Origin of the sequence: Pseudomonas sp. Sample_23 (assembly GCF_004307595.1) — a bacterium.
Classification (GTDB): Bacteria; Pseudomonadota; Gammaproteobacteria; order Pseudomonadales; family Pseudomonadaceae; genus Aquipseudomonas; species Aquipseudomonas atacamensis.
The window spans coordinates 80,406-100,425 of sequence record NZ_RCNX01000053.1 but is presented as its reverse complement, the minus strand read 5'-3'; the positions used below and the strand labels follow the sequence as shown (position 1 = coordinate 100,425).

At 61.5% G+C, this 20,020-nt stretch carries 14 protein-coding genes; 3 read left to right on the top strand and 11 right to left on the bottom strand.

Features of this window, described 5'->3' with window-relative positions; all coding sequences use genetic code 11:
* Nucleotides 1-95 precede the first annotated feature (95 nt).
* The 7 genes from dbpA to betI all read right to left on the bottom strand — a co-directional run bounded on the left by dbpA (nucleotide 96) and on the right by betI (nucleotide 10,379).
* Nucleotides 96-1,481 (bottom strand): ATP-dependent RNA helicase DbpA, encoded by a 1,386-nt coding sequence (dbpA, locus tag D8U82_RS14895; RefSeq protein WP_024014613.1) that lies wholly within the window; start codon nucleotides 1,479-1,481, stop codon nucleotides 96-98.
* A gap of 292 nt (nucleotides 1,482-1,773) precedes the next feature.
* Nucleotides 1,774-3,201, bottom strand: coding sequence for a multidrug transporter subunit MdtD (gene mdtD, locus D8U82_RS14890; RefSeq protein ID WP_042606617.1), 1,428 nt, complete (start codon nucleotides 3,199-3,201; stop codon nucleotides 1,774-1,776).
* Nucleotides 3,202-3,340: 139 nt separating this feature from the next.
* Nucleotides 3,341-4,678 carry a TldD/PmbA family protein gene (locus tag D8U82_RS14885; RefSeq protein WP_122612389.1) on the bottom strand — a complete coding sequence of 446 codons (1,338 nt, stop codon included), beginning with the start codon at nucleotides 4,676-4,678 and terminating at the stop codon, nucleotides 3,341-3,343.
* Nucleotides 4,678-6,120: a TldD/PmbA family protein gene (locus tag D8U82_RS14880; protein WP_130902436.1), complete on the bottom strand. Its 1,443-nt coding sequence runs from the start codon at nucleotides 6,118-6,120 to the stop codon at nucleotides 4,678-4,680. Before D8U82_RS14880 ends, D8U82_RS14885 begins: the two co-directional genes overlap by 1 nt.
* 252 nt (nucleotides 6,121-6,372) lie before the next feature.
* Nucleotides 6,373-8,076 carry a choline dehydrogenase gene (gene betA, locus D8U82_RS14875; RefSeq protein WP_130902435.1) on the bottom strand — a complete coding sequence of 568 codons (1,704 nt, stop codon included), beginning with the start codon at nucleotides 8,074-8,076 and terminating at the stop codon, nucleotides 6,373-6,375.
* A 148-nt stretch (nucleotides 8,077-8,224) separates the two neighbouring features.
* A complete protein-coding gene (gene betB / locus D8U82_RS14870) occupies nucleotides 8,225-9,697 on the bottom strand; it encodes a betaine-aldehyde dehydrogenase (protein ID WP_024014608.1) in 1,473 nt (490 codons plus the stop codon).
* 88 nt (nucleotides 9,698-9,785) lie between these two features.
* A complete protein-coding gene (betI, locus tag D8U82_RS14865; RefSeq protein WP_008085771.1) occupies nucleotides 9,786-10,379 on the bottom strand; it encodes a transcriptional regulator BetI in 594 nt (197 codons plus the stop codon).
* A 486-nt stretch (nucleotides 10,380-10,865) separates the two neighbouring features.
* Between betI and D8U82_RS14860 the strand changes: the two genes are divergently transcribed.
* Nucleotides 10,866-12,806: a BCCT family transporter gene (locus tag D8U82_RS14860; protein ID WP_241668062.1), complete on the top strand. Its 1,941-nt coding sequence runs from the start codon at nucleotides 10,866-10,868 to the stop codon at nucleotides 12,804-12,806.
* 190 nt (nucleotides 12,807-12,996) lie between these two features.
* Here D8U82_RS14860 and choV read toward each other — a convergent pair whose 3' ends face one another.
* The 3 genes from choV to D8U82_RS14845 form a co-directional block, all read right to left on the bottom strand.
* A complete protein-coding gene (gene choV, locus D8U82_RS14855) occupies nucleotides 12,997-14,175 on the bottom strand; it encodes a choline ABC transporter ATP-binding protein (protein WP_016772804.1) in 1,179 nt (392 codons plus the stop codon).
* Nucleotides 14,172-15,017, bottom strand: coding sequence for a choline ABC transporter permease subunit (gene choW / locus D8U82_RS14850; RefSeq protein WP_016772805.1), 846 nt, complete (start codon nucleotides 15,015-15,017; stop codon nucleotides 14,172-14,174). The genes choV and choW overlap by 4 nt, the downstream gene beginning before the upstream one ends.
* 77 nt (nucleotides 15,018-15,094) lie before the next feature.
* Entirely contained in the window at nucleotides 15,095-16,042 is a 948-nt protein-coding gene (locus D8U82_RS14845; protein ID WP_016772806.1) for a choline ABC transporter substrate-binding protein, read from the bottom strand.
* 435 nt (nucleotides 16,043-16,477) lie between these two features.
* Here D8U82_RS14845 and D8U82_RS14840 point away from each other — a divergent pair, with 435 nt between their 5' ends.
* Nucleotides 16,478-17,854, top strand: coding sequence for an L-serine ammonia-lyase (locus tag D8U82_RS14840; protein WP_024014604.1), 1,377 nt, complete (start codon nucleotides 16,478-16,480; stop codon nucleotides 17,852-17,854).
* Nucleotides 17,855-18,447: 593 nt separating this feature from the next.
* A complete protein-coding gene (locus tag D8U82_RS14835) occupies nucleotides 18,448-19,551 on the top strand; it encodes a GlxA family transcriptional regulator (RefSeq protein ID WP_007949927.1) in 1,104 nt (367 codons plus the stop codon).
* Nucleotides 19,552-19,624: 73 nt separating this feature from the next.
* On the opposite strand, the gene D8U82_RS14830 is transcribed toward D8U82_RS14835, so the two are convergent.
* On the bottom strand, nucleotides 19,625-19,888 hold the full coding sequence (locus tag D8U82_RS14830) for a hypothetical protein (RefSeq protein WP_016772808.1): 264 nt from the start codon (nucleotides 19,886-19,888) through the stop codon (nucleotides 19,625-19,627).
* Nucleotides 19,889-20,020 lie beyond the last annotated feature (132 nt).

The following is a 20,020-nucleotide window of genomic DNA, read 5'->3' as shown; positions in this document are numbered from 1 at the left end:
GCGTGGGAATGCCGCCATGGACGCTCTGCGTCCGTTGTTATGTGACGCGGAGCGTCACGGGATGCATTCCCACGCAGAGCGTGGGAACGATCAGGTCAGAGAATACGCACGCGCAACGAGCGGCCCTTGATCTTGCCGTCGTTCAGGCGCTGCAAGGCCTGCATGGCCACGGTGCGCTCGACAGCGACGTAGGCCTGGAAATCGAAGATGGCGATTTTGCCAACCTGCGCGCCGGGAATGCCCGCTTCGCCGGTCAGTGCGCCAAGAATGTCGCCCGGGCGCACTTTGTCTTTACGGCCAGCGCCGATGCACAGGGTAGTCATCGGCGGTTGCAGCGGTGCCAGGCCCTGGGACTTGAGGTTGTCGATCTGATCCCAGTTCAGCGGCGCTTTCTGCAACTGTTCAATGGCTTGCGCACGATGAGCTTCGGACGGCGCGACCAGGCTGATGGCGATGCCTTTCTCGCCCGCGCGACCGGTGCGGCCTACGCGGTGGATGTGGATTTCCGAATCGCGCGCCAGCTCGACGTTGATCACCATGTCCAGCGCATCGATGTCCAGGCCACGGGCGGCGACGTCGGTGGCGACCAGCACCGAGGTGCTGCGGTTGGCGAACATCGCCAGCACCTGATCGCGGTCACGCTGTTCCAGATCGCCGTGCAGGCCGACGGCGGAAATACCTTTGGCGGTCAGGTGATCGACGGTTTCCTGAACCTGCTGCTTGGTGAAGCAGAACGCTACGCAGGACGCCGGACGGAAGTGGTGCAGGACTTTGGTCACCGCGCTCATGCGCTCTTCCGGGGAAATCTCGTAGAAGCGTTGCTCGATCTGCGTGTCGTCGTGGAAGGCTTCAGCCTTGACGGTCTGCGGATCGCGCATGAATTTCGAGGCCAGTTGCTTGATCCCCACCGGGTAGGTCGCGGAGAACAGCAGAGTCTGCCGGCGCTCCGGGGTCTTGATGATGATGTCTTCGATGGCGTCGTAGAACCCCATGTCGAGCATGCGGTCGGCTTCGTCGAGGATCAGCGTGTTCAGGCCGTCGAGCACCAGCGAACCCTTGCGCAGGTGCTGCTGAATGCGCCCCGGAGTGCCGACGATGATGTGCGCGCCGTGCTCCAGCGAAGCGATCTGCGGGCCGAATGACACGCCACCGCACAGGGTCAGGACCTTGATGTTGTCTTCAGCGCGGGCCAGACGACGGACTTCCTTGGCCACCTGGTCGGCCAGCTCGCGGGTCGGGCAGATCACCAGCGCCTGGCACCCGAAGTAGCGCGGGTTGATCGGGTTGAGCAAGCCGATGCCGAACGCGGCGGTCTTGCCGCTGCCGGTCTTGGCCTGGGCGATCAGGTCCATCCCCTTGAGGATCACCGGCAAGCTCTGCGCCTGGATCGGCGTCATCTGGGCATAACCGAGTGATTCGAGGTTAGCCAGCATGGCGGCGGACAGCGGCAGAGTATTAAAAGCGGTGGCGATGGTGGTCACGGGACTGGCCTGCAAAACAAAATGTCGCGCAGTGTAGCAGCCCCGTGCCGGTTTCCTCGACAGTTCTGGACGAACAGCGATTGAACCCGAGGCAGGGATTACCTGTGGCGAGGGGATTTATCTGTGGCGAGGGGATTTATCCCCGATGGGGTGCGCAGCACCCCCAATACCTGCCACCTCAATTCATCAGGCTGACCGCATCCAACCTTTTTGGGGCTGCTGCGCAACCCAGCGGGGATAAATCCCCTCGCCACGGAAGTCCTTCAGCAGCCACAGATGTCCTCCAGCACAATCAGTGTTCGATGTGCTCCTGTGGCCGTTTCGCCCGGCGCCCGTCTTCCTTGGACAGCTGCGAGAAAATCGTCGCCGCCAGCATCGCCATCACGCCGACCGTGACGAAGGTCAGTTGGAACGCGCCGAGCACGGTTTCCACGCCATCGTTGCCGACCTTCGCAGTGAAGCCACCAAGCAGCGCACCGGCGCAGGCCACGCCGAGGCTCAGCGACAACTGCGCGACCACCGACAGCAAACTGTTGCCGCTGCTGGCGCTGGCATCGTCGAGGTCGATCAGCGTCACCGTATTCATCGCGGTGAATTGCAGCGAGTTGATCGCACCTAGCACGGCTAGCAGGCACAGCAGCAGCCAGTACGGCGTCTGTTCGCTGACCAGACCCATGCTCGCCAGCATGATCCCCAGCGCCAGCGTGTTGCCGGTGAGGACGATGCGATAGCCGAGGCGTTCGATCAGCGGACGCGCGACCCACTTGGCGATCATCGCTGCAGCGGCCAGCGGCAACATGCTCATCCCCGCTTGCGACGGCGAGTAACCCAAGGCCACTTGCAGCAGTAGCGGTACCAGAAACGGCAGGGCGCCGCTGCCCAGTCGCGCGAACAGGTTGCCGAGGATGCCCACGGCGAAGGTGCGAGTCTTGAATAATGACGGCGCGAACAACGGGTTTTCGATGTGCCCGGCGCGCAGCCAGTACGCCGCCAGACAGGCCATGCCGGCGAACAGCAGCAACATTACCCGCAGGTGCGGCAGGTGCAGTTCGCCAAGGCCTTCCATGGCAATGGTGATGAGGATCATCGCTGCGCCGAACAGCAGAAAACCGAGGCTATCGAAGCGCGTGCGCTCCGTGCCGCGCAGGTCGGGAATGAACTTCCAAACCGCATAACAACCGATCACCCCGACCGGCAGATTGATCAGAAAGATCCAGTGCCACGTCACGTATTCCACCATCCAGCCGCCCATGGTCGGGCCGATCAGCGGGCCGAGCAGGCCGGGAATGGTGATGAAACCCATGATCCGCACCAGTTCCGAGCGCGGGTAGGCACGCAGCACCACCAGCCGCCCGACCGGCAGCATCAGTGCACCGCCGAGGCCCTGAATCACCCGCGCACCGATGAGCATGCTCAGGCTGCTGGATAACGCGCACAGCAACGAGCCGAAACTGAACAGCAGAATGGCGCCGAAGAAGATTTTCTTGGTGCCGAAGCGGTCGGCGATCCATCCGGAGGCCGGGATCAGCAGGGCCACGGTGAGCATGTAGGCGATGATCACACCCTGCATGCGCAACGGGTCTTCGGCCAGATCGCTGGCCATGGCCGGCAGCGCGGTGTTGAGGATGGTCCCGTCGAGGGACTGCATGAAGAACGCGATGGCAACGACCCACGGCAACCAGCGGGCGGTGATGGCGTCGAGAGGCGGGCGGTTGGGCATGGAACCTCTTGTGGTCTGTTTGATGATCGTTCCCACGCTCTGCGTGGGAATGCCTCAACGGACGCTCTGCGTCCGCTTTTGGCTGGGACGCGGAGCGTCCCGGGCTGCATTCCCACGCGGAGCGTGGGAACGATCGCTGTCAGAGGGTCAGGGTCAACCGGCTGACCAGCGCCCCCGGCAGCAGCGACGACGAGGTATTGCGTTGGCTGTACGTACTCGCCGACAGCAGCAATTCACGCTCGGTAGTCAACGCTTCCAACTGCGAGCCGAGCAGGTTGTAGGCGCTGTCGTCGAAACGCATGGTGCTGACCGGCGCCTGGATCTCGCCGTTCTCGACCCAGAAGGTCGCGAAGCGGGTCATGCCGGTCATGCGCGCCGCCGGTTGATCCGAGTAGTTCAGGTACCACAGGTTGCTGATGTACAGCCCGGTGCCCAACTGCTTGAGGATCTCTGCTTGCGACAGATCACCGGCGGCCATGTTCAATGCGCTGGGCATCTCGCCGCCACCCGCACCGTTCGCCGCCAGACCATATTCGGCGGCGCTGCGCGAGCCGACCAGTTGATCACCGGCCCGGCCTTCGATGATCAGACGCAGATCGCTGCGCGGATATCCCTCGGCGGAAAACGCCGGGCTCAGGGATTCGCTGACTTTCTCATCCAGCGACACCAGCGGACTGAACGCCTGATCGCCGACGTAGAGTTTCTGCAACGGACTGCTCTTGCTGGCGATCGATTGCGCCGAGAACCCGCCCCAACTGAGCATGCCCATGATTTCTTCCAGTGCCGCCGGTGCCAGATAGGCGCGGTACTGTCCCGGTGCCAAAGTGCGTAACGGTCGGCCGAGAAACTCCAGCTGTTCGCGGGCCTGGGCGAAACGCCGGGCGAAACCCTCGTCGCTCCAGTCGTGCCCGGCGTAGCTGGCCTTCACCGCTTCGCCGTTTTCGTGGAACAGGCTGAAGTCGAAATTGAAGCTGTTGGCTTCATGCCAGCCGAATGCGCCGGCGGAGCTGGCGAAACCGCGGCTGATCGGGCCGGCAGCATAAAAACCGACCAGATCCAGACCTTCAGCGGCAGCGCAGATTTGCCCGACGACATCTTCGGTGTCCGGCAGCGGATGCGCTTGTACGTGCGTGCTCTGCCAGCTGTTGTGATTGAGCAGCAGGTACGGATCCTGCGGCAGCAGCGGCAGGGTTTCGCGCAATTGCTGCAGGCCCTCGGCGAGGCGTTGCAGATCGGCTTCCTGATCCCCGGACAAGGTGATCTGCAGGTCGGCGTGGCGACCGTCGTTGATCAGTTTCAGGCCGACGTTGGCCTGTTGTACTTGCCCGGCCTGGCGCACCTTGGCGTGATTGAAGCGCACGAACGCCGAGGCTTCGGCGGCGTAGCTGAGCGTGAACTGTTCCGGCTCGCGCACGCTGTCGCGCAGCCAGTTGACCATGACCTTGAAGGCGTCGGACTGACGCTTCGAAATGCTCATCAGGCGTCTCCCCCAAACACATCAATGTTGCTGAATACGCAGGCCGGCGAAGCGTGGCCGACGCGAATCACCTGGTTCGGTTCGCCCTTGCCGCAGTTCGGCGTGCCCAGCACCTTGACGGTGTTGGCATCGCCGACGGCGCGCAGGCTCTTCCAGAAGTGCGCGGAAATGGCCCGGTAGTTGGGATTTTTCACCACGCCTTTAAGTTCACCATGCTCGATCAACTGGCCCCATTCGCAGCCGAACTGGAATTTGTTGCGCGCATCGTCGATCGACCACGAGCGGTTGGTGCTCATCAGGATGCCGTGCTCGATACCACCGATCATCTGCTCCAGCGTCTGATCGCCCGGCTCGATGTTGAGGTTGGCCATGCGGTCGATCGGTGGCCGGTTCCAGCCGCAGGCGCGGCTGTTGGCAACGCCATCGAGGCCGGCGCGATATTGCGACAGCGCCCCGCCCAATGGCCGCAGCAACAGGCCGTCGCGGATCAGGAATTGTTTGCTCGCCGCGGTGCCGTCGTCGTCATGGCCGTAGCTCGCCAGCTCTTCGGGAATGCCTGGATCGAAAGTTACGTTGAGCAGGTTCGAGCCGTATTGCAGGCTGCCGAAATCGCTGGTCTTGACGAAACTGGTGCCGGCGTAATTGCGCTCATCGCCGAGGATGCGGTCGAGCTCCAGCGGGTGACCGATGGATTCATGGATCTGCAGCATCATCTGATCAGGCATCAGCAGCAGGTCGCGCGGGCCTTGCGGGGTGTTCGGTGAGAGCAGCAGTTGCAGGGCCTGTTCGGCGACTTGCGGACCGGCACCGACCAGGCCGCAGCGGCTGATGACGTCGGCGCCACCCTGTTGGCCGAAGTTCTCGCGGCCGAGGCTGCGGGTCTGGCTGTCGTTGCCGTCGTAGGCGGTGACGTCGAGGCTCGGATAGACGAAGCGCTGGGCCTGGCGTAATTCAGCGCCAGCGCTGCTCAGGTAGATCTGCTCGACGTTAGTGATGCCGATGCTCACCTGCCAATTGACCAGGCGCTCATCCTTGGGCACCGAGGCGGATTCCGCACCGAGCAGATCGAAGCATTCGCTCAGGGACGGGAAGGGCTGTTCGAGGTTGGGTGAAAAATAATCCGCGCGGTCACTGGACAGCGTCTGCTCGCGCAGATCGAGCAAGGCGTGCGGCTTGAGCCGGCGGGCCTGTTGTTCGGCGCGCTCGAGGGCGGCTTGCAGGCCTTGTTGCGAGAGGTCATTGGTCGCCGCATAGGCTTCGACGCCATTGACACGTACGGTGAGCATCGCCCCTTCATCGCGGCTCAGGCTCGGCGGTTCGGCGACGTTCTTGCGCACCGACAGAAACTGCCCGGACTCGCGCACATACCGCAGGGAAAAAAATTCAGCGCCCGTGCGCAAGGCAGCAAAGCGCTGCTTGAGCTGGGGGTGGAAATCGAACATTCGAGAACCTCCTTGTAATGGAGTAGCGGCATGGCGACAGCGGGGAGGGGTGAAACGGTTGCGCGAGGTCTAGAGTAGGCCTGCGTGGGGGTAGGATCAAGTGAAGAGGGGGTGTAGGGGGATTTACTGTGCAGCGGGGGAATTTGTGCTGAATCTGAGGGCCCCTTCGCGAGCAGGCTCGCTCCCACAGTTGAAATGCATTCCAATGTGGGAGCGAGCCTGCTCGCGAAGGTCGCGCCTCGGTATTACGTCTTACTGAGCCGCAGGGGTAATATCCCGCATCGGCTTGCCTTTGACCGGCGCGCCGTTCGCGACGTAATAAGCAGCGTTGCTGCGCGGCAGCGGCTTGCGGCCACGGATCTTGTCGGCGATTTTCTCGGCCATCATGATCGTCGGTGCGTTGAGGTTGCCGGTGGTGATGATCGGCATGATCGAAGCATCGACCACGCGCAGGCTCTGCATGCCGTGCACACGACCTTCGCCATCGACCACGGCCATCTCGTCGGTGCCCATCTTGCACGAGCAGGACGGGTGGAACGCGGTTTCGGCGTGCTCGCGGATGAACTTGTCGAGCTGCTCATCGGTTTGCACGTCGATGCCCGGGCTGATTTCGCGACCACGGAACGCGTCGAGTGCCGGTTGCTGCATGATTTCGCGGGTCAGGCGGATGCCGTCGCGGAATTCCTGCCAGTCCTGCTCGGTGGCCATGTAGTTGAACAGGATGCTCGGGTGCTGGCGCGGATCCTTGGACTTGACCTGGATGCGACCACGGCTCGGCGAGCGCATGGAGCCCATGTGCGCCTGGAAACCATGTTCTTTCACGCCGTTGCTGCCGTTGTAGTTAATCGCCACCGGCAGGAAGTGGTACTGGATGTTCGGCCATTCGAATTCCGGACGCGAACGAATGAAACCGCCGGCCTCGAACTGGTTGCTGGCGCCGATGCCGGTGCCGTTGAACAGCCACTCGGCACCGATCGCCGGCTGGTTGTACCAGAGCAGCGATGGATACAGCGAAACCGGTTGGGTACAGGCGTATTGCAGGTACAGCTCAAGGTGATCCTGCAGGTTTTCACCGACGCCCGGCAGATCGTGGACCACCGGGATGTCGAGGCTTTCCAGCAGTTTCGCCGGGCCGACACCGGAGCGCTGCAGAATCTGCGGCGAAGCGATGGCGCCGGAGCACAGCAGGACTTCCTTGCGCGCCTTGGCTTCAACACATTCTTCAGCGTCACCGATCAGGTAACGCACGCCGACCGCGCGCTTGCCTTCGAACAGAATCTTGTCGGTCAGCGCGTGGGTAACGATGGTCAGGGTCGAACGCTTCTTGGCGATGTCGAGGTAGCCACGGGCGGTGGAAGCACGGCGGCCGTTCGGCGTCACGGTGCGGTCCATCGGGCCGAAGCCTTCCTGCTGGTAACCGTTGAGGTCTTCGGTGCGCGGGTAACCGGCCTGCACGCCGGCTTCAACCATGGCGTGGAACAGCGGGTTGTTGCCGGCTTTCGGCGTGGTCACGCTGACCGGGCCGTCGCCACCGTGGTAATCGTTCGGGCCGATGTCACGGGTTTCGGCTTTGCGGAAATACGGCAGGCAATCGAGGTACGACCAGTCTTCCAGGCCCGGCAGTTTCGCCCAGCCGTCGTAGTCCATGGCGTTGCCACGGATGTAGCACATGCCGTTGATCAGCGAAGAGCCGCCAAGGCCCTTGCCGCGACCGCATTCCATCCGGCGACCGTCCATGTGTGGCTCTGGATCGGTTTCGTAGGCCCAGTTGTAGCGACGCCCCTGCAGCGGGAAGGCCAGCGCGGCGGGCATCTGGGTACGGAAGTCGAGGCGGTAGTCCGGCCCCCCGGCTTCGAGCAGCAGAACGGTGACGCCTTCGTCTTCAGTCAGACGGGTGGCAAGTGTGTTACCTGCGGAACCGGCGCCTATGATGATGTAGTCGTATTCTTGAGTCATAAATTCTCCTGCGGGAGCTACAAGCCACTAGCTTCTAGCTGCAAGGAAAAGCAGCGAGCGGTGGCTTCGAAATCGGGGAGGGCGGCAAGCCCAAACTGCTTTTACTTGCAGCTTGAAACTTGCCGCTTGCAGCTGATCAGCTAGCTGATCAGAACACCGAGACGTAATCGCCCAGCTCGACCTGTACCGATTTGATGCGGGTGAAGTTGTTCAGCGAGCTGATCCCGTTCTCACGGCCAACACCCGACTGCTTGTAGCCGCCGACCGGCATTTTTGCGTCGGACTCGCCCCAGGCGTTGATCCAGCAGATACCGGCTTCCAGTTGATGAATCACGCGGTGGGCGCGGTTCAGGTCCTTGGTAACGATACCGGCGGCCAGGCCGAAGTCGGTGTCGTTGGCGCGGCGGATCACTTCTTCTTCGGTTTCGTAGGAGAGGATCGCCATCACCGGGCCGAAGATTTCTTCGCGCACGATGGTCATGTCGTCGGTGCAGTCGGTGAATACGGTTGGCGCAACGAACGCGCCTTTGGCGAATTCGCCGTCGGTCAGACGACCGCCGCCGCACAGCACGCGTGCGCCTTCTTCTTTACCCTTGGCGATGTAAGCCAACACGCTTTCCATGTGCGGGAAGCTGACCAGCGGGCCGAAGTTGGTGTTTTCGTCTTCCGGGTTGCCAACGCGGATGCGGGCAACGCGCTCAACGATCTTGGCTTCAAAAGCGGCTTTCAGGTGCGCCGGTACGAACACGCGAGTGCCGTTGGTGCAGACCTGACCGGAGCTGTAGAAGTTGGCCATCATCGCCGTGTCGGCGGCGCGATCCAGATCGGCGTCGTCGCAGATGATCAGCGGCGACTTGCCGCCCAGTTCCATGGTCACGTCTTTGAGCGACGAAGCCGAAGCGCTGGCCATGACTTTCTTGCCGGTGTCGGTGCCGCCAGTGAAGGAGATTTTCTCGATGCGCGGGTGCTCGGTCAGCCAGGTACCGACTTCGCGGCCGCTGCCGGTCAGGACGTTGAACACGCCGTTCGGCACGCCGGCTTCGGTATAGATCTCGGCCAGTTTCAGGGTGGTCAGCGAGGTGACTTCGCTTGGCTTGAAGATCATCGCGTTACCGGCGGCCAGGGCTGGAGCGGACTTCCACAGCGCGATCTGGATCGGGTAGTTCCACGCGCCGATACCGGCGACCACGCCCAGCGGCTCGCGACGGGTGTAAACGAAAGAGGTGTCACGCAGCGGAATCTGCTCGCCTTCGATGGCGGGCACCAGGCCTGCGTAGTATTCCAGCACGTCAGCGCCGGTGACGATGTCGACGTACTTGGTTTCGGAGAAGGATTTGCCGGTGTCCAGGGTTTCCAGCGCAGCCAGCTCATCGTTGCGCTCGCGCAGGATGTCGACGGCGCGACGCAGGATGCGCGAACGCTCCATGGCGGTCATCGCGGCCCAGATTTTCTGGCCCTTTTCGGCGCTGACCACAGCGCGCTCGACGTCGTCTTTGGTCGCACGTTGCACCAGTGCGAGGACTTCACCGTTCGCCGGGTTGATGGCTTCGAAGGTGGCGTCGCTGCCGGCGTCGGTGTACGCGCCATCGATGTAGAGTTTTTGCAGTTCGAAACGGGCCATAGTGTCCTCGCAAGTGCATTGGTGGTTGGCGTTGACCACCGCGATGACGCTGCGGTGGAGTTCAGGGGCCGAGCATTTTCTGTGTGCTCTAGCTCACCTTCTTGGCCAATTGGAAATCCATGTATTCGTAAGCGATCTGTTGCGCCTGCGCCGTGTCGAAAGCGTCTCCCGACAGCGCGCCGCGCAACCACAAGCCGTCAATCAACGCTGCCAGACCCCGGGCGGCGCTGCGCGCATCTTCGAGCGGCAGCACACGGCGGAACTGGCAGCACAGGTTGGAATACAGACGGTGATCGTTGATCCGCTGCAACCTGTGCAAAGACGGCTGGTGCATGCTGGTGGCCCAGAAGGCCAGCCAGGTTTTCATTGCCGGGCCATTGACCTGGCTGGCGTCGAAGTTGCCTTCGATGATCACCTGCAGATGCGCCCGTGGGCTGTCATCTGCCAGCGCCTGACGGCGCGCGGTGACGCTCTCGCTGAGGGCGGTCATCAGGTACCGCATCGTGGCGGCGATCAGGCCGTTCTTGTCCTGAAAGTAATGACTGATGATGCCATTCGAGACACCGGCCAAACGGGCGATCAGCGCAATGCTGGCGTCCCCCATTCCGACCTGATCGACCGCTTGCAAAGTGGCTTCGATCAATTGTTGGCGGCGGATGGGTTGCATACCGACCTTGGGCATCTTGCACATCTCCTTAGGCCTTCCGAGGGGCGAATGACGCCGATCGGATTGAGGGCCAGTCTATTTTGTTTTGATTGAACGTTCAATCAACAAAGAATAAGATCTGCGACAATTCGTCGCTGCCTACAGAAAATTCCTACGCGTAATGACGATAAAAACCGACACCTGAAACGGCTCGAAACCTGCGCGGGGCATGGCGCTGTTCGCGATTCGAAGGACGTGTTGAAAGGGCAAGACGCTCGGGGCCAGGTTTCGGATGAACGTCCGTCGCCTCTGGCCACGAAAGCGAATACGCAACGCCATTTCGGCAGGTTCGGGCTTTTTTCGGAGTGTCTTTATATCACCCGCCGGTCGGCTGCCAACTAACCGATTGGTCGGGTTCCGTGATGCCTTGTGTTCTTCTCTCGCACTGCCTGGAGCATTTGTGCCATGAGTTCTGCCTCGCTAATAAAGACCCCGCCCGAGAAGGTGACGGTCAACGGTTGGGTGTTCTACACCTCGACCGCGCTGATTCTGTTGTTGACCGCCATTCTGATCATCGCCCCGCAAGAGGCCGGCAGAGTGTTGGGCATGGCCCAGGCCTGGTTGTCGCGCAGCTTCGGCTGGTACTACATGGTGGTGATCGCCGCCTACCTGGTGTTCGTGGTCGGTCTGGCGTTTTCCTCGTACGGCAAACTCAAACTGGGCAGCAAGGACGACACCCCGGATTTCAGTTACGGCGCCTGGGCGGGGATGCTGTTCTCGTCGGGCATCGGCATTTCGCTGTTGTACTTCGGCGCGTCCGAGCCGCTGGATCACTACTTCAATCCGCCGGAAGGCACCTCGGCCAGCAATCTGGCCGCGCGTCAGGCAGTGCAACTGACCTTCCTGCACTGGGGCCTGCACGGCTGGGCTATCTACGCTTTGGTCGGTCTGGCGGTGGCGTATTTTGCCTATCGGCATAACCAGCCGCTGGCGCTGCGTTCGGCGCTGTATCCGCTGGTCGGCGAGCGCTGGGTCAAGGGTGCGGCCGGGCACGCGGTGGACGGCTTCGGCATGTTCGTGACCCTGCTGGGTCTGGTGACCAACCTGGGGATTGGCTCGCTGCAAGTGTCGTCCGGGCTGGAAAACCTGTTCGGCATGGAGCACAGCAACACCAACCTGCTGATCGTCATCATCGTCATGAGCACCGTGGCGACCATCGCTGCCGTGTCGGGTGTGGAAAACGGCATCCGCCGTCTGTCCAACCTGAACATCGTGCTGTTCAGTGGCCTGCTGATTTTCGTCCTGCTGTTCGGCCCGACTTTGCACCTGCTCAACGGCTTTGTGCAGAACATCGGTGACTACCTCAACGGCGTGGTGCTGAAGACCTTTGACCTGTACGTCTATGAAGGCGACAGCGCCAAGTCCGACCGCTGGTTGGGCCTGTGGACGCTGTTCTACTGGGCGTGGTGGATTTCCTGGGCGCCATTCGTGGGCATGTTCATCGCACGGATTTCCCGTGGCCGCAGTGTGCGTGAACTGGTTGCTGGCGTGCTGCTGATTCCGCTGGGCTTCACCTTGGCGTGGCTGTCGATCTTCGGCAACTCGGCGCTGGATCTGGTGATGAACCAGGGCGCGGTGGAACTGGGCAAGACGGCGCTGGAACAGCCGTCGATGGCGATCTATCAGTTGCTTGAGCATTACCCGGCGTCGAAAGTCGTCATCGGGGTGTCGATCTTTGTCGGCTTCGTGCTGTTCCTGACCCCGGCCGACTCCGGTGCGGTGATGATGGCGAATCTTTCCTGCAAGGGCGGCAACGTCGATGAAGACGCGCCGCACTGGCTGCGGATCTTCTGGTCGGTGGTGATCACGCTGGTGACCATCGGCCTGCTGTTCGCCGGCAACTTCGAAGCCATGCAGACCATGGTCGTGCTGGCCGGCCTGCCGTTTTCGGTGGTGCTGATCTGCTTCATGTTCGGCCTGCACAAGGCGATGCGCCAGGACGTGCAGATCGAACAGGAGCAAGCGCAACTGGCCGAGCGCGGGCGCCGTGGTTTCAGCGAGCGCCTGACGCAACTGGATCTGCAGCCGAGCCAATCGGTGGTGCAGCGCTTCATGGACAAGCACGTCACCCCGGCGCTGGAAGATGCAGCGGCGCAATTGCGCAATCAGGGCATTGAAGTGCAGACGCTGCTGGGCAAGGCCAAGCGTTGCATGGGCGTGCGGGTCGAGATGGAAGAGGGCAACCCTTTCGTCTACGAAGTGAGCCTGGATGGTTATCTGGCAACCCCGACCGAATCGGCGCAATCAGATGAAGCGCGTCAGCGTTATTACCGCGCTGAGGTGTATCTGCACAATGGCAGCCAGGATTACGACTTGATGGGCTTCACCCCGGAGCAGATCACCCGGGATGTGCTGGATCAGTTTGAAAGCCATCGGCAGCTTCTTGGCCGGGTGTACAGCTAAACAGCTAAAACAAAAGGGGCTCGATTGAGCCCCTTTTGCATGATCGTTCCCACGCTCCGCGTGGGAATGCATCAATGGACGCTCTGCGTCCGCTGTTGTGGGACGCGGAGCGTCCCGGGCTGCATTCCCACGCGGAGCGTGGGAACGATCACGCCGCGATAATCTCGCGGCGTTTTTGTATCTGCGGGGTTTACCCCAGATTCTTGCCCAACAACGCGTGATACAACTCGCTGTCGCCGAGAATCCCCACCACATGATTGTTATCGTGCAGCACCAGCTTGTTGCCGGTCTGATAACGGATCTGCAGCGCGTCACGCATGCCGATGTTCGAGTCCACCAGCGTCGGTTTGCGCTCCAGGCCCTCCACTGCTTGCCCCGGTGCCCAGTTCTGCAGGTTCAGCACTGAACCGTTCTGCCGTGCGCCTTTGATGGTGTTGCCTTCGGCCAGGTCCAGCCACGAGTCGCCGCCAGGATCCAGGCACACCGAGCCGTTGATGCGTTTGCACTTGTCCAGCGTGCGCATCAGGCTGCGGCCGCAGAGCACGTTGAGCGGATTGGTGTGGGCGACGAAGGTGCGCACATAGTCGTCCGCCGGGTTGAGGACGATTTCTTCCGGCACGCTGTACTGGATGATCCGGCCGTCCTTCATGATCGCGATGCGGCTACCCAGTTTGAGTGCTTCATCGAGGTCGTGGCTGACAAACACGATGGTCTTGCTCAGCTTGCGTTGCAGCTCCAGCAGTTCATCCTGCAGACCCTGGCGGATCAGCGGGTCGAGAGCCGAGAACGGTTCGTCCATCAGCAGAATGTCGGCGTCCATCGCCAGCGCGCGGGCGAGGCCGACGCGCTGCTGCATGCCGCCGGATAGCTCATCAGGCTTCTTGTTGCGCCACTGGGTCAGGCCGACCAGTTCGAGTTTCTCGTCGACCAGTTTCTTGCGTTCCTTCTCCGGTCGACCCTGCATTTCCAGACCGAAACTGATGTTCTCGCGCACTGTCAGCCAAGGCATCAGGGCAAACTTCTGGAACACCATGGCAATGCGCTTGGTGCGCATCATTTTCAGCTCGGCGGGCGTGCAGGACGCGATGTCGATCTGACGGTTTTCATGCTCGACGAACAGCTTGCCACGGCTCACGGTGTTGAGGCCGTTGATGCAGCGCAGCAGGCTCGACTTGCCCGAGCCGGAGAGGCCCATCAGAACGCAGATCTCGCCCTTGTTGATGTCCAGCGTGGCTTTCTCCACGCCGACGATCTGACCGGTCTTCTTCAGGATCTCGTTGCGGGTCATGCCCTGATCGAGCAGCTTGAGTGCCTCGCGCGGGTCCTTGGAGAAGATTACGTCGACGTCTTCGAAGCGAATTATGCTCATGCGTCACCCCCTACTTTGGCGTCGGGTTGTTTGCAGATACGGTCGAGCATGATCGCCAGCAGTACGATTGCCAGGCCTGCTTCGAAGCCCAGCGCAATATCAGCAGTGTTCAGTGCGTTGACCACCGGTTTGCCGAGTCCGTCGGCGCCGACCAGTGCCGCGATCACCACCATCGACAGCGACAGCATGATGCACTGGGTGATGCCGGCCGCGATGCTCGGCATGGCGTGCGGCAGTTCGATCCTTGAGAGTAATTGGCGACGCGAGCAGCCGAAGGCCTTGCCGGCGTCCATCAGTTCTTGCGGGACATCACGGATGCCCAGGTAGGTCAGGCGGATCGGCGCCGCGATGGCGAACACCACCGTGGAGATCAGGCCCGGAACCACACCCAGCCCGAAGAGGGTCAGGGTAGGAATGAGGTAAACGAAGGTCGGTACGGTCTGCATCAGATCGAGCACCGGCCGCATCATGGTGTAGAACATCGGTTTGTGCGCGGCGACGATGCCCAGCGGCACGCCGATCAACACGCAGACCAGGGTGGCGAACAGCACCTGGGCGAGGGTTTCCATGGTTTCCTGCCAGTAACCCAGGTTGAGGATCAGCAGGAACGAGGCGACCACGAACGCGGTCAGGCCCCACTTGCGTTGAATCAGATGGGCAATGATGGCAATCAGGCCAATCAGCACCAACGGGTTGAACCAGGTCAGCGCAAACGTCACGCCGTGGATCATCGTTTCCAGTGTCACGGCGATTGCGTCGAAGGTGTTGGCGCCGTGTTGCGTCAACCATTCGACGAAGCCCGCGATGTACTGGCCTAAAGGTATTTTCTGATCAATCAGCATGGTAGTGAACGTCCGCATGCAAGGAAATTAACAGCCCGGGCAGGCACGCCTGCCCGGCATAAGCGGTGCCCCTCAAATCAAGGCGCGAGCTTGGCTTTCACGGCCTCCAGGCCTGGTTTACCGTCAATGGTGGTCACGCCAGCGAGCCAGGTATCGAGCACCTGTGGATTCTTTTTCAGCCAGGCCTTGGCGGCCGCGTCAGGCTTCATCTTGTCGTCGAGGATGTTGCCCATCAGTTCACTTTCCATGTCGACGGTGAACTCCAGGTTTTTCAACAGCTGACCGACATTGCTGCATTCTTCGGCGTAACCCTTGCGGGTGTTGGTCGCTACGGTGGCTGCGCCGAAATCGGGGCCGAAGAAGTCGTCGCCGCCGGTCAGGTATTGAATCTTGAAGCGCTTGTTCATCGGGTGCGGTGCCCAGCCGAGGAAGACCACGGCGGTGTCGCGCTTCTGCGCCCGGTCGACTTGCGAGAGCATGCCGGCCTCGGAAGATTCGACGATCTTGAAGCCAGCGGTTTTCAGGCCGAAGGCGTCCTTATCGATCATGCTCTGGATCAGCCGGTTGCCGTCGTTGCCCGGCTCGATGCCGTAGATCTTGCCGTCGAGCTCTTTCTTGAATTTGGCGATGTCGGCGAAGTCATGCAGGCCTTTGTCGTACAGGGCTTGCGGCACGGCGAGGGTGTATTTGGCACCCTTGAGGTTGGTGCGCACGGTGTCGACGGTGCCGGCATCGCGATACGGCTTGATGTCGTTCTCCATGGTCGGCATCCAGTTACCGAGAAACACGTCCATGTTCTTGCCGTCGGCCAGCGACTTGTAGGTCACGGGCACGGAGATCATGGTGGTTTTGGTCTTGTAGCCGAGGGCGTTGAGAACAACGGAAGTGGTGGCGGTGGTTGCGGTGATGTCGGTCCAGCCGACATCAGAGAAGTTAACGAGGCTGCACTGTGCCGGTTCTGCGGCTTGCGCCAGTAACGGCAGACTCAGCAGGGCGGCCAACAACAACGACGGGGAACCTTTCATGGATGGACTCCTTGGTGTTTTTTTTGGCAGTGTTCCGACTGTGGACCACCGCACTTATGGGTTGCGGTTGGTGGCGTTCTGACGACAGCTCTACCGCAGCGCCTTGCAATCGAGTCATCCCGATCATGTACCAGTGAAAATCTGACGCCTACAGGGAGGGTCGTATCCAGTACAGGGATGGTCGCTTCCAGTGTCGGTGACGTCGCTTACAGCTTTTTTCCGCCCCCGATGACCTGCTCAACGGCATAAAAACGGCGTATTTGCGGGGCGAAAACGTAACGACGCTGCTGGACATGACTGCGTCGGTGTCAGACGCCGAGCGCGCCGACAAAAGCCCGATGATGCCGGCATTCGGCGGATCGCAGCTTGAGCGTAGCAGCTCCGCCAGCGGGCGCTTTTGCCGCCCGGACCGGTATTCTCAGGAGCTTCGCAGCAATGGCTATCAGCGTTTTCGACCTGTTCAAAATCGGCATCGGCCCTTCCAGTTCCCACACCGTCGGGCCGATGCGCGCCGCCGCATTGTTCGTCGAGTCGCTGCGCGGCAAGCACCAGCTGGAACAGGTGCGGCGCATCGAGGTGCAGTTGTTCGGATCGCTTTCCGCCACCGGCATCGGTCACGGCAGCGACAACGCAGTGATCATGGGCCTGATGGGCGAGTGGCCGGACGCAATCGACCCGGCGCAGATCGGCCCGCGCATTCAGGCGCTGCGGGAAACCCATACGTTGTTATTGGATGGTCGCCTGTCGGTGCCGTTTGTGTGGGCGCGGGACATGCGCCTGATCGATGAAAACCTGCCATTCCATCCCAACGCCATGACGCTGGTGGCCGAAGGCGAGTTCGCTGAGCTGCACCGGGACACCTACTATTCGGTCGGCGGCGGCTTCGTCGTTGATGAGGCGCAAGCGTCCAGTGGTGTGGTCGATCTGGATCGCACCGAATTGCCCTACGACTTCTCCAGCGCGGTCGAGCTGCTGCAGTTGTGCAAAACGCACAACCTGCGCGTCGCTGAACTGATGATGGCCAACGAAAAGGTCTGGCGCAGTGAAGAAGAAATCCGCGCCGGGCTGATGAAACTGTGGCGGGCGATGCAGGATTGCGTCGAGCAAGGCCTCAAGCACGAAGGCATTCTGCCCGGCGGCCTGAACGTGCGGCGGCGTGCGGCGAAGTTGCATCGCAGCCTGCAAGAGCTGAACAAGCCCAACGTCATCGGCTCGACCCTGAGCGCGATGGAGTGGGTCAACCTGTTCGCCCTGGCCGTCAATGAAGAGAATGCCGCCGGCGGGCGCATGGTTACCGCGCCGACCAATGGCGCGGCGGGGATCATCCCGGCGGTGCTGCACTACTTCATGAAATTCAGCGAGGCAGTCACCGACGCCAACGTCGTCGACTATTTCCTCGGCGCGGCGGCGGTCGGCATTCTGTGCAAGAAGAACGCTTCGATCTCTGGCGCCGAGGTCGGCTGTCAGGGCGAGGTCGGTTCGGCCTGCGCGATGGCAGCGGCGGGGCTGGCGGAGATTCTTGGCGCCACGCCCGAACAACTTTGCAATGCGGCGGAAATCGGCCTGGAGCACAACCTTGGTCTGACCTGCGACCCGGTCGGCGGGCTGGTGCAAGTGCCGTGCATCGAGCGCAATGCGATCGCCGCCGTGAAAGCCATCAACGCGGCGCAAATGGCCCTGCGCGGCGACGGGCAGCACTTTATCTCGCTGGACCGGGTGATCCGCACCATGCGCGATACCGGCGCCGATATGCATGACAAATATAAAGAGACTTCGCGCGGTGGCTTGGCGGTCAGTGCGGTTGAGTGCTGACCGTGAACCCGTGGCGAGGGGATTTATCCCCGCTGGGCTGCGAAGCAGTCCCAAATCCTGCAATCGAGTTTTGCCTGACACACTTTGGTGAATGGATTTACGACTGCTGCGCAGCCGATAGGGGATAAATCCCCTCGCCACAGGTTGATCTGGCAGAGTGGAGTGCCAGACCAGTCAAAACTGCTCGACAAAAGAACACCCCGATCCAGCCACGCCACCTTTTGGCGCGTCGCAATCAGACAAGCGTCACTGTCAGTCGTGACTTGTCGGTCGTTACTCGACCGTCCGTCGTCCGTGCTTGCGGTGACACTCTGTGCAAATCCGCTGCAGGCCAGTTCCCACAAGTGCTACCGATCTGCTCACAGGCTGCGCGGCAGGGCTCTGGCGGCGCCTGATGGCACTTCGAAATGGCGTGTTCCGAGGTCTCGTATAGACGCGTCGCGAGGTCGTTTTCAGGAGTTATTGAATGGCCGTCCAATTTCAGGCACGGCAATTGCTCTGTCATAACAAAGCCTGCTTTCTCTGTGAGACGCGGGCAATAACAAGAGCCTCCGCCTGAGGCCGCCACCCGCTTTGTGTGAGGAGATACCGCGATGACGTCGTTCAACTCCGGGGCCCAACCCCAGAACCGTGCGCCTCAATCCATCGGCTTTCTGCTGCTGGACAATTTCACGCTGATTTCCCTGGCGTCCGCCGTTGAGCCGCTGCGCATGGCCAACCAGTTGTCCGGTCGCGAGCTGTATCGCTGGAGCACCCTCACCGTCGATGGCGGCCAGGTCTGGGCCAGTGACGGTCTGCAGATCACTCCTGATGCCTCCATGCACAAAGCCCCGCCCCTGGACACGGTGATCGTCTGTGGCGGCATCGGCATTCAACGTACCGTAACCCGTGAACACGTCTCGTGGCTGCAAAGCCAGGCGCGCCAGTCCAAGCGCCTTGGCGCGGTGTGCACCGGCAGTTGGGCACTGGCCTGCGCCGGTCTGCTCGACGGCTTCGATTGCAGCGTGCACTGGGAATGTCTGGCGGCGATGCAGGAAGCCTTCCCGCGCGTGGCCATGAGCACACGTTTGTTCACCCTCGACCGTAACCGCTTCACCAGCTCCGGCGGCACCGCGCCGCTGGACATGATGCTGCACCTGATCAGTCGCGATCACGGTCGTGAACTGTCGGCAGCGATCTCGGAAATGTTCGTCTACGAGCGCATCCGCAACGAACAGGATCACCAGCGCGTGCCGCTCAAGCACATGCTCGGCACCAACCAGCCGAAGTTGCAGGAAATCGTCGCGCTGATGGAAGCCAATCTTGAAGAGCCGATCGATCTGGATGAACTGGCGGTGTATGTCGCGGTGTCGCGTCGACAGCTGGAGCGGTTGTTCCAGAAATACCTGCACTGCTCGCCGTCACGCTATTACCTGAAGCTGCGCCTGATCCGCGCCCGGCAACTGCTCAAGCAGACGCCGATGTCGATCATCGAAGTGGCGTCGGTGTGTGGTTTCGTCTCCACGCCGCACTTCTCCAAGTGCTACCGCGAATACTTCGGCATCCCGCCGCGTGACGAACGCGTGGGCTCCAACACCACCCAGCAGGTAGCGATGCTGCCGCTGCCGCAGGCCATCGTGATGTCGCCGCTCTCGGGGCCGATGTCGGCGCTGAGTCAGGCGCGCAATGAGTCGACGTTTGCCAGCGTAAGGCTGTAGACCGAGTCTGACCGTTCCCACGCAGAGCGTGGGAACGGTCAGGTGGGAGCGAGCCTGCTCGCGAAGGGGTTTCTCAGGCGCTGTGGGACTGCTGGTAATCCGAGAGGGCCGGCAACAATTGCTTGTCGATCGCCTGACGCACCGCCGGCTGAATGCTGGCGCCGCTGGTGTACATGTCCTTGACCATCTTGCGCAGTTCAAATGCGCGAACATTGTCCAGGCCGCGCACCGCACACTCGCAGGCCTGCTCGGCGGTGGTACCGCTCGGCACCTGAATACCCAAGGCCTTGAGCTGGCCCAACAGATCTTCCTGGTCAATCAAATCGGCGTACATCATTACGCAAATCCTTCTGTGGCAACGGAGGTCTTGGCTCGATTCTGGTGGCCCCGACCGGACGCGGCAAGGGCGTTTTGTCGCGGTGGCCGGGACGACTATGAACAGGTCGTTTTCGGCTAACCGACTGGATGG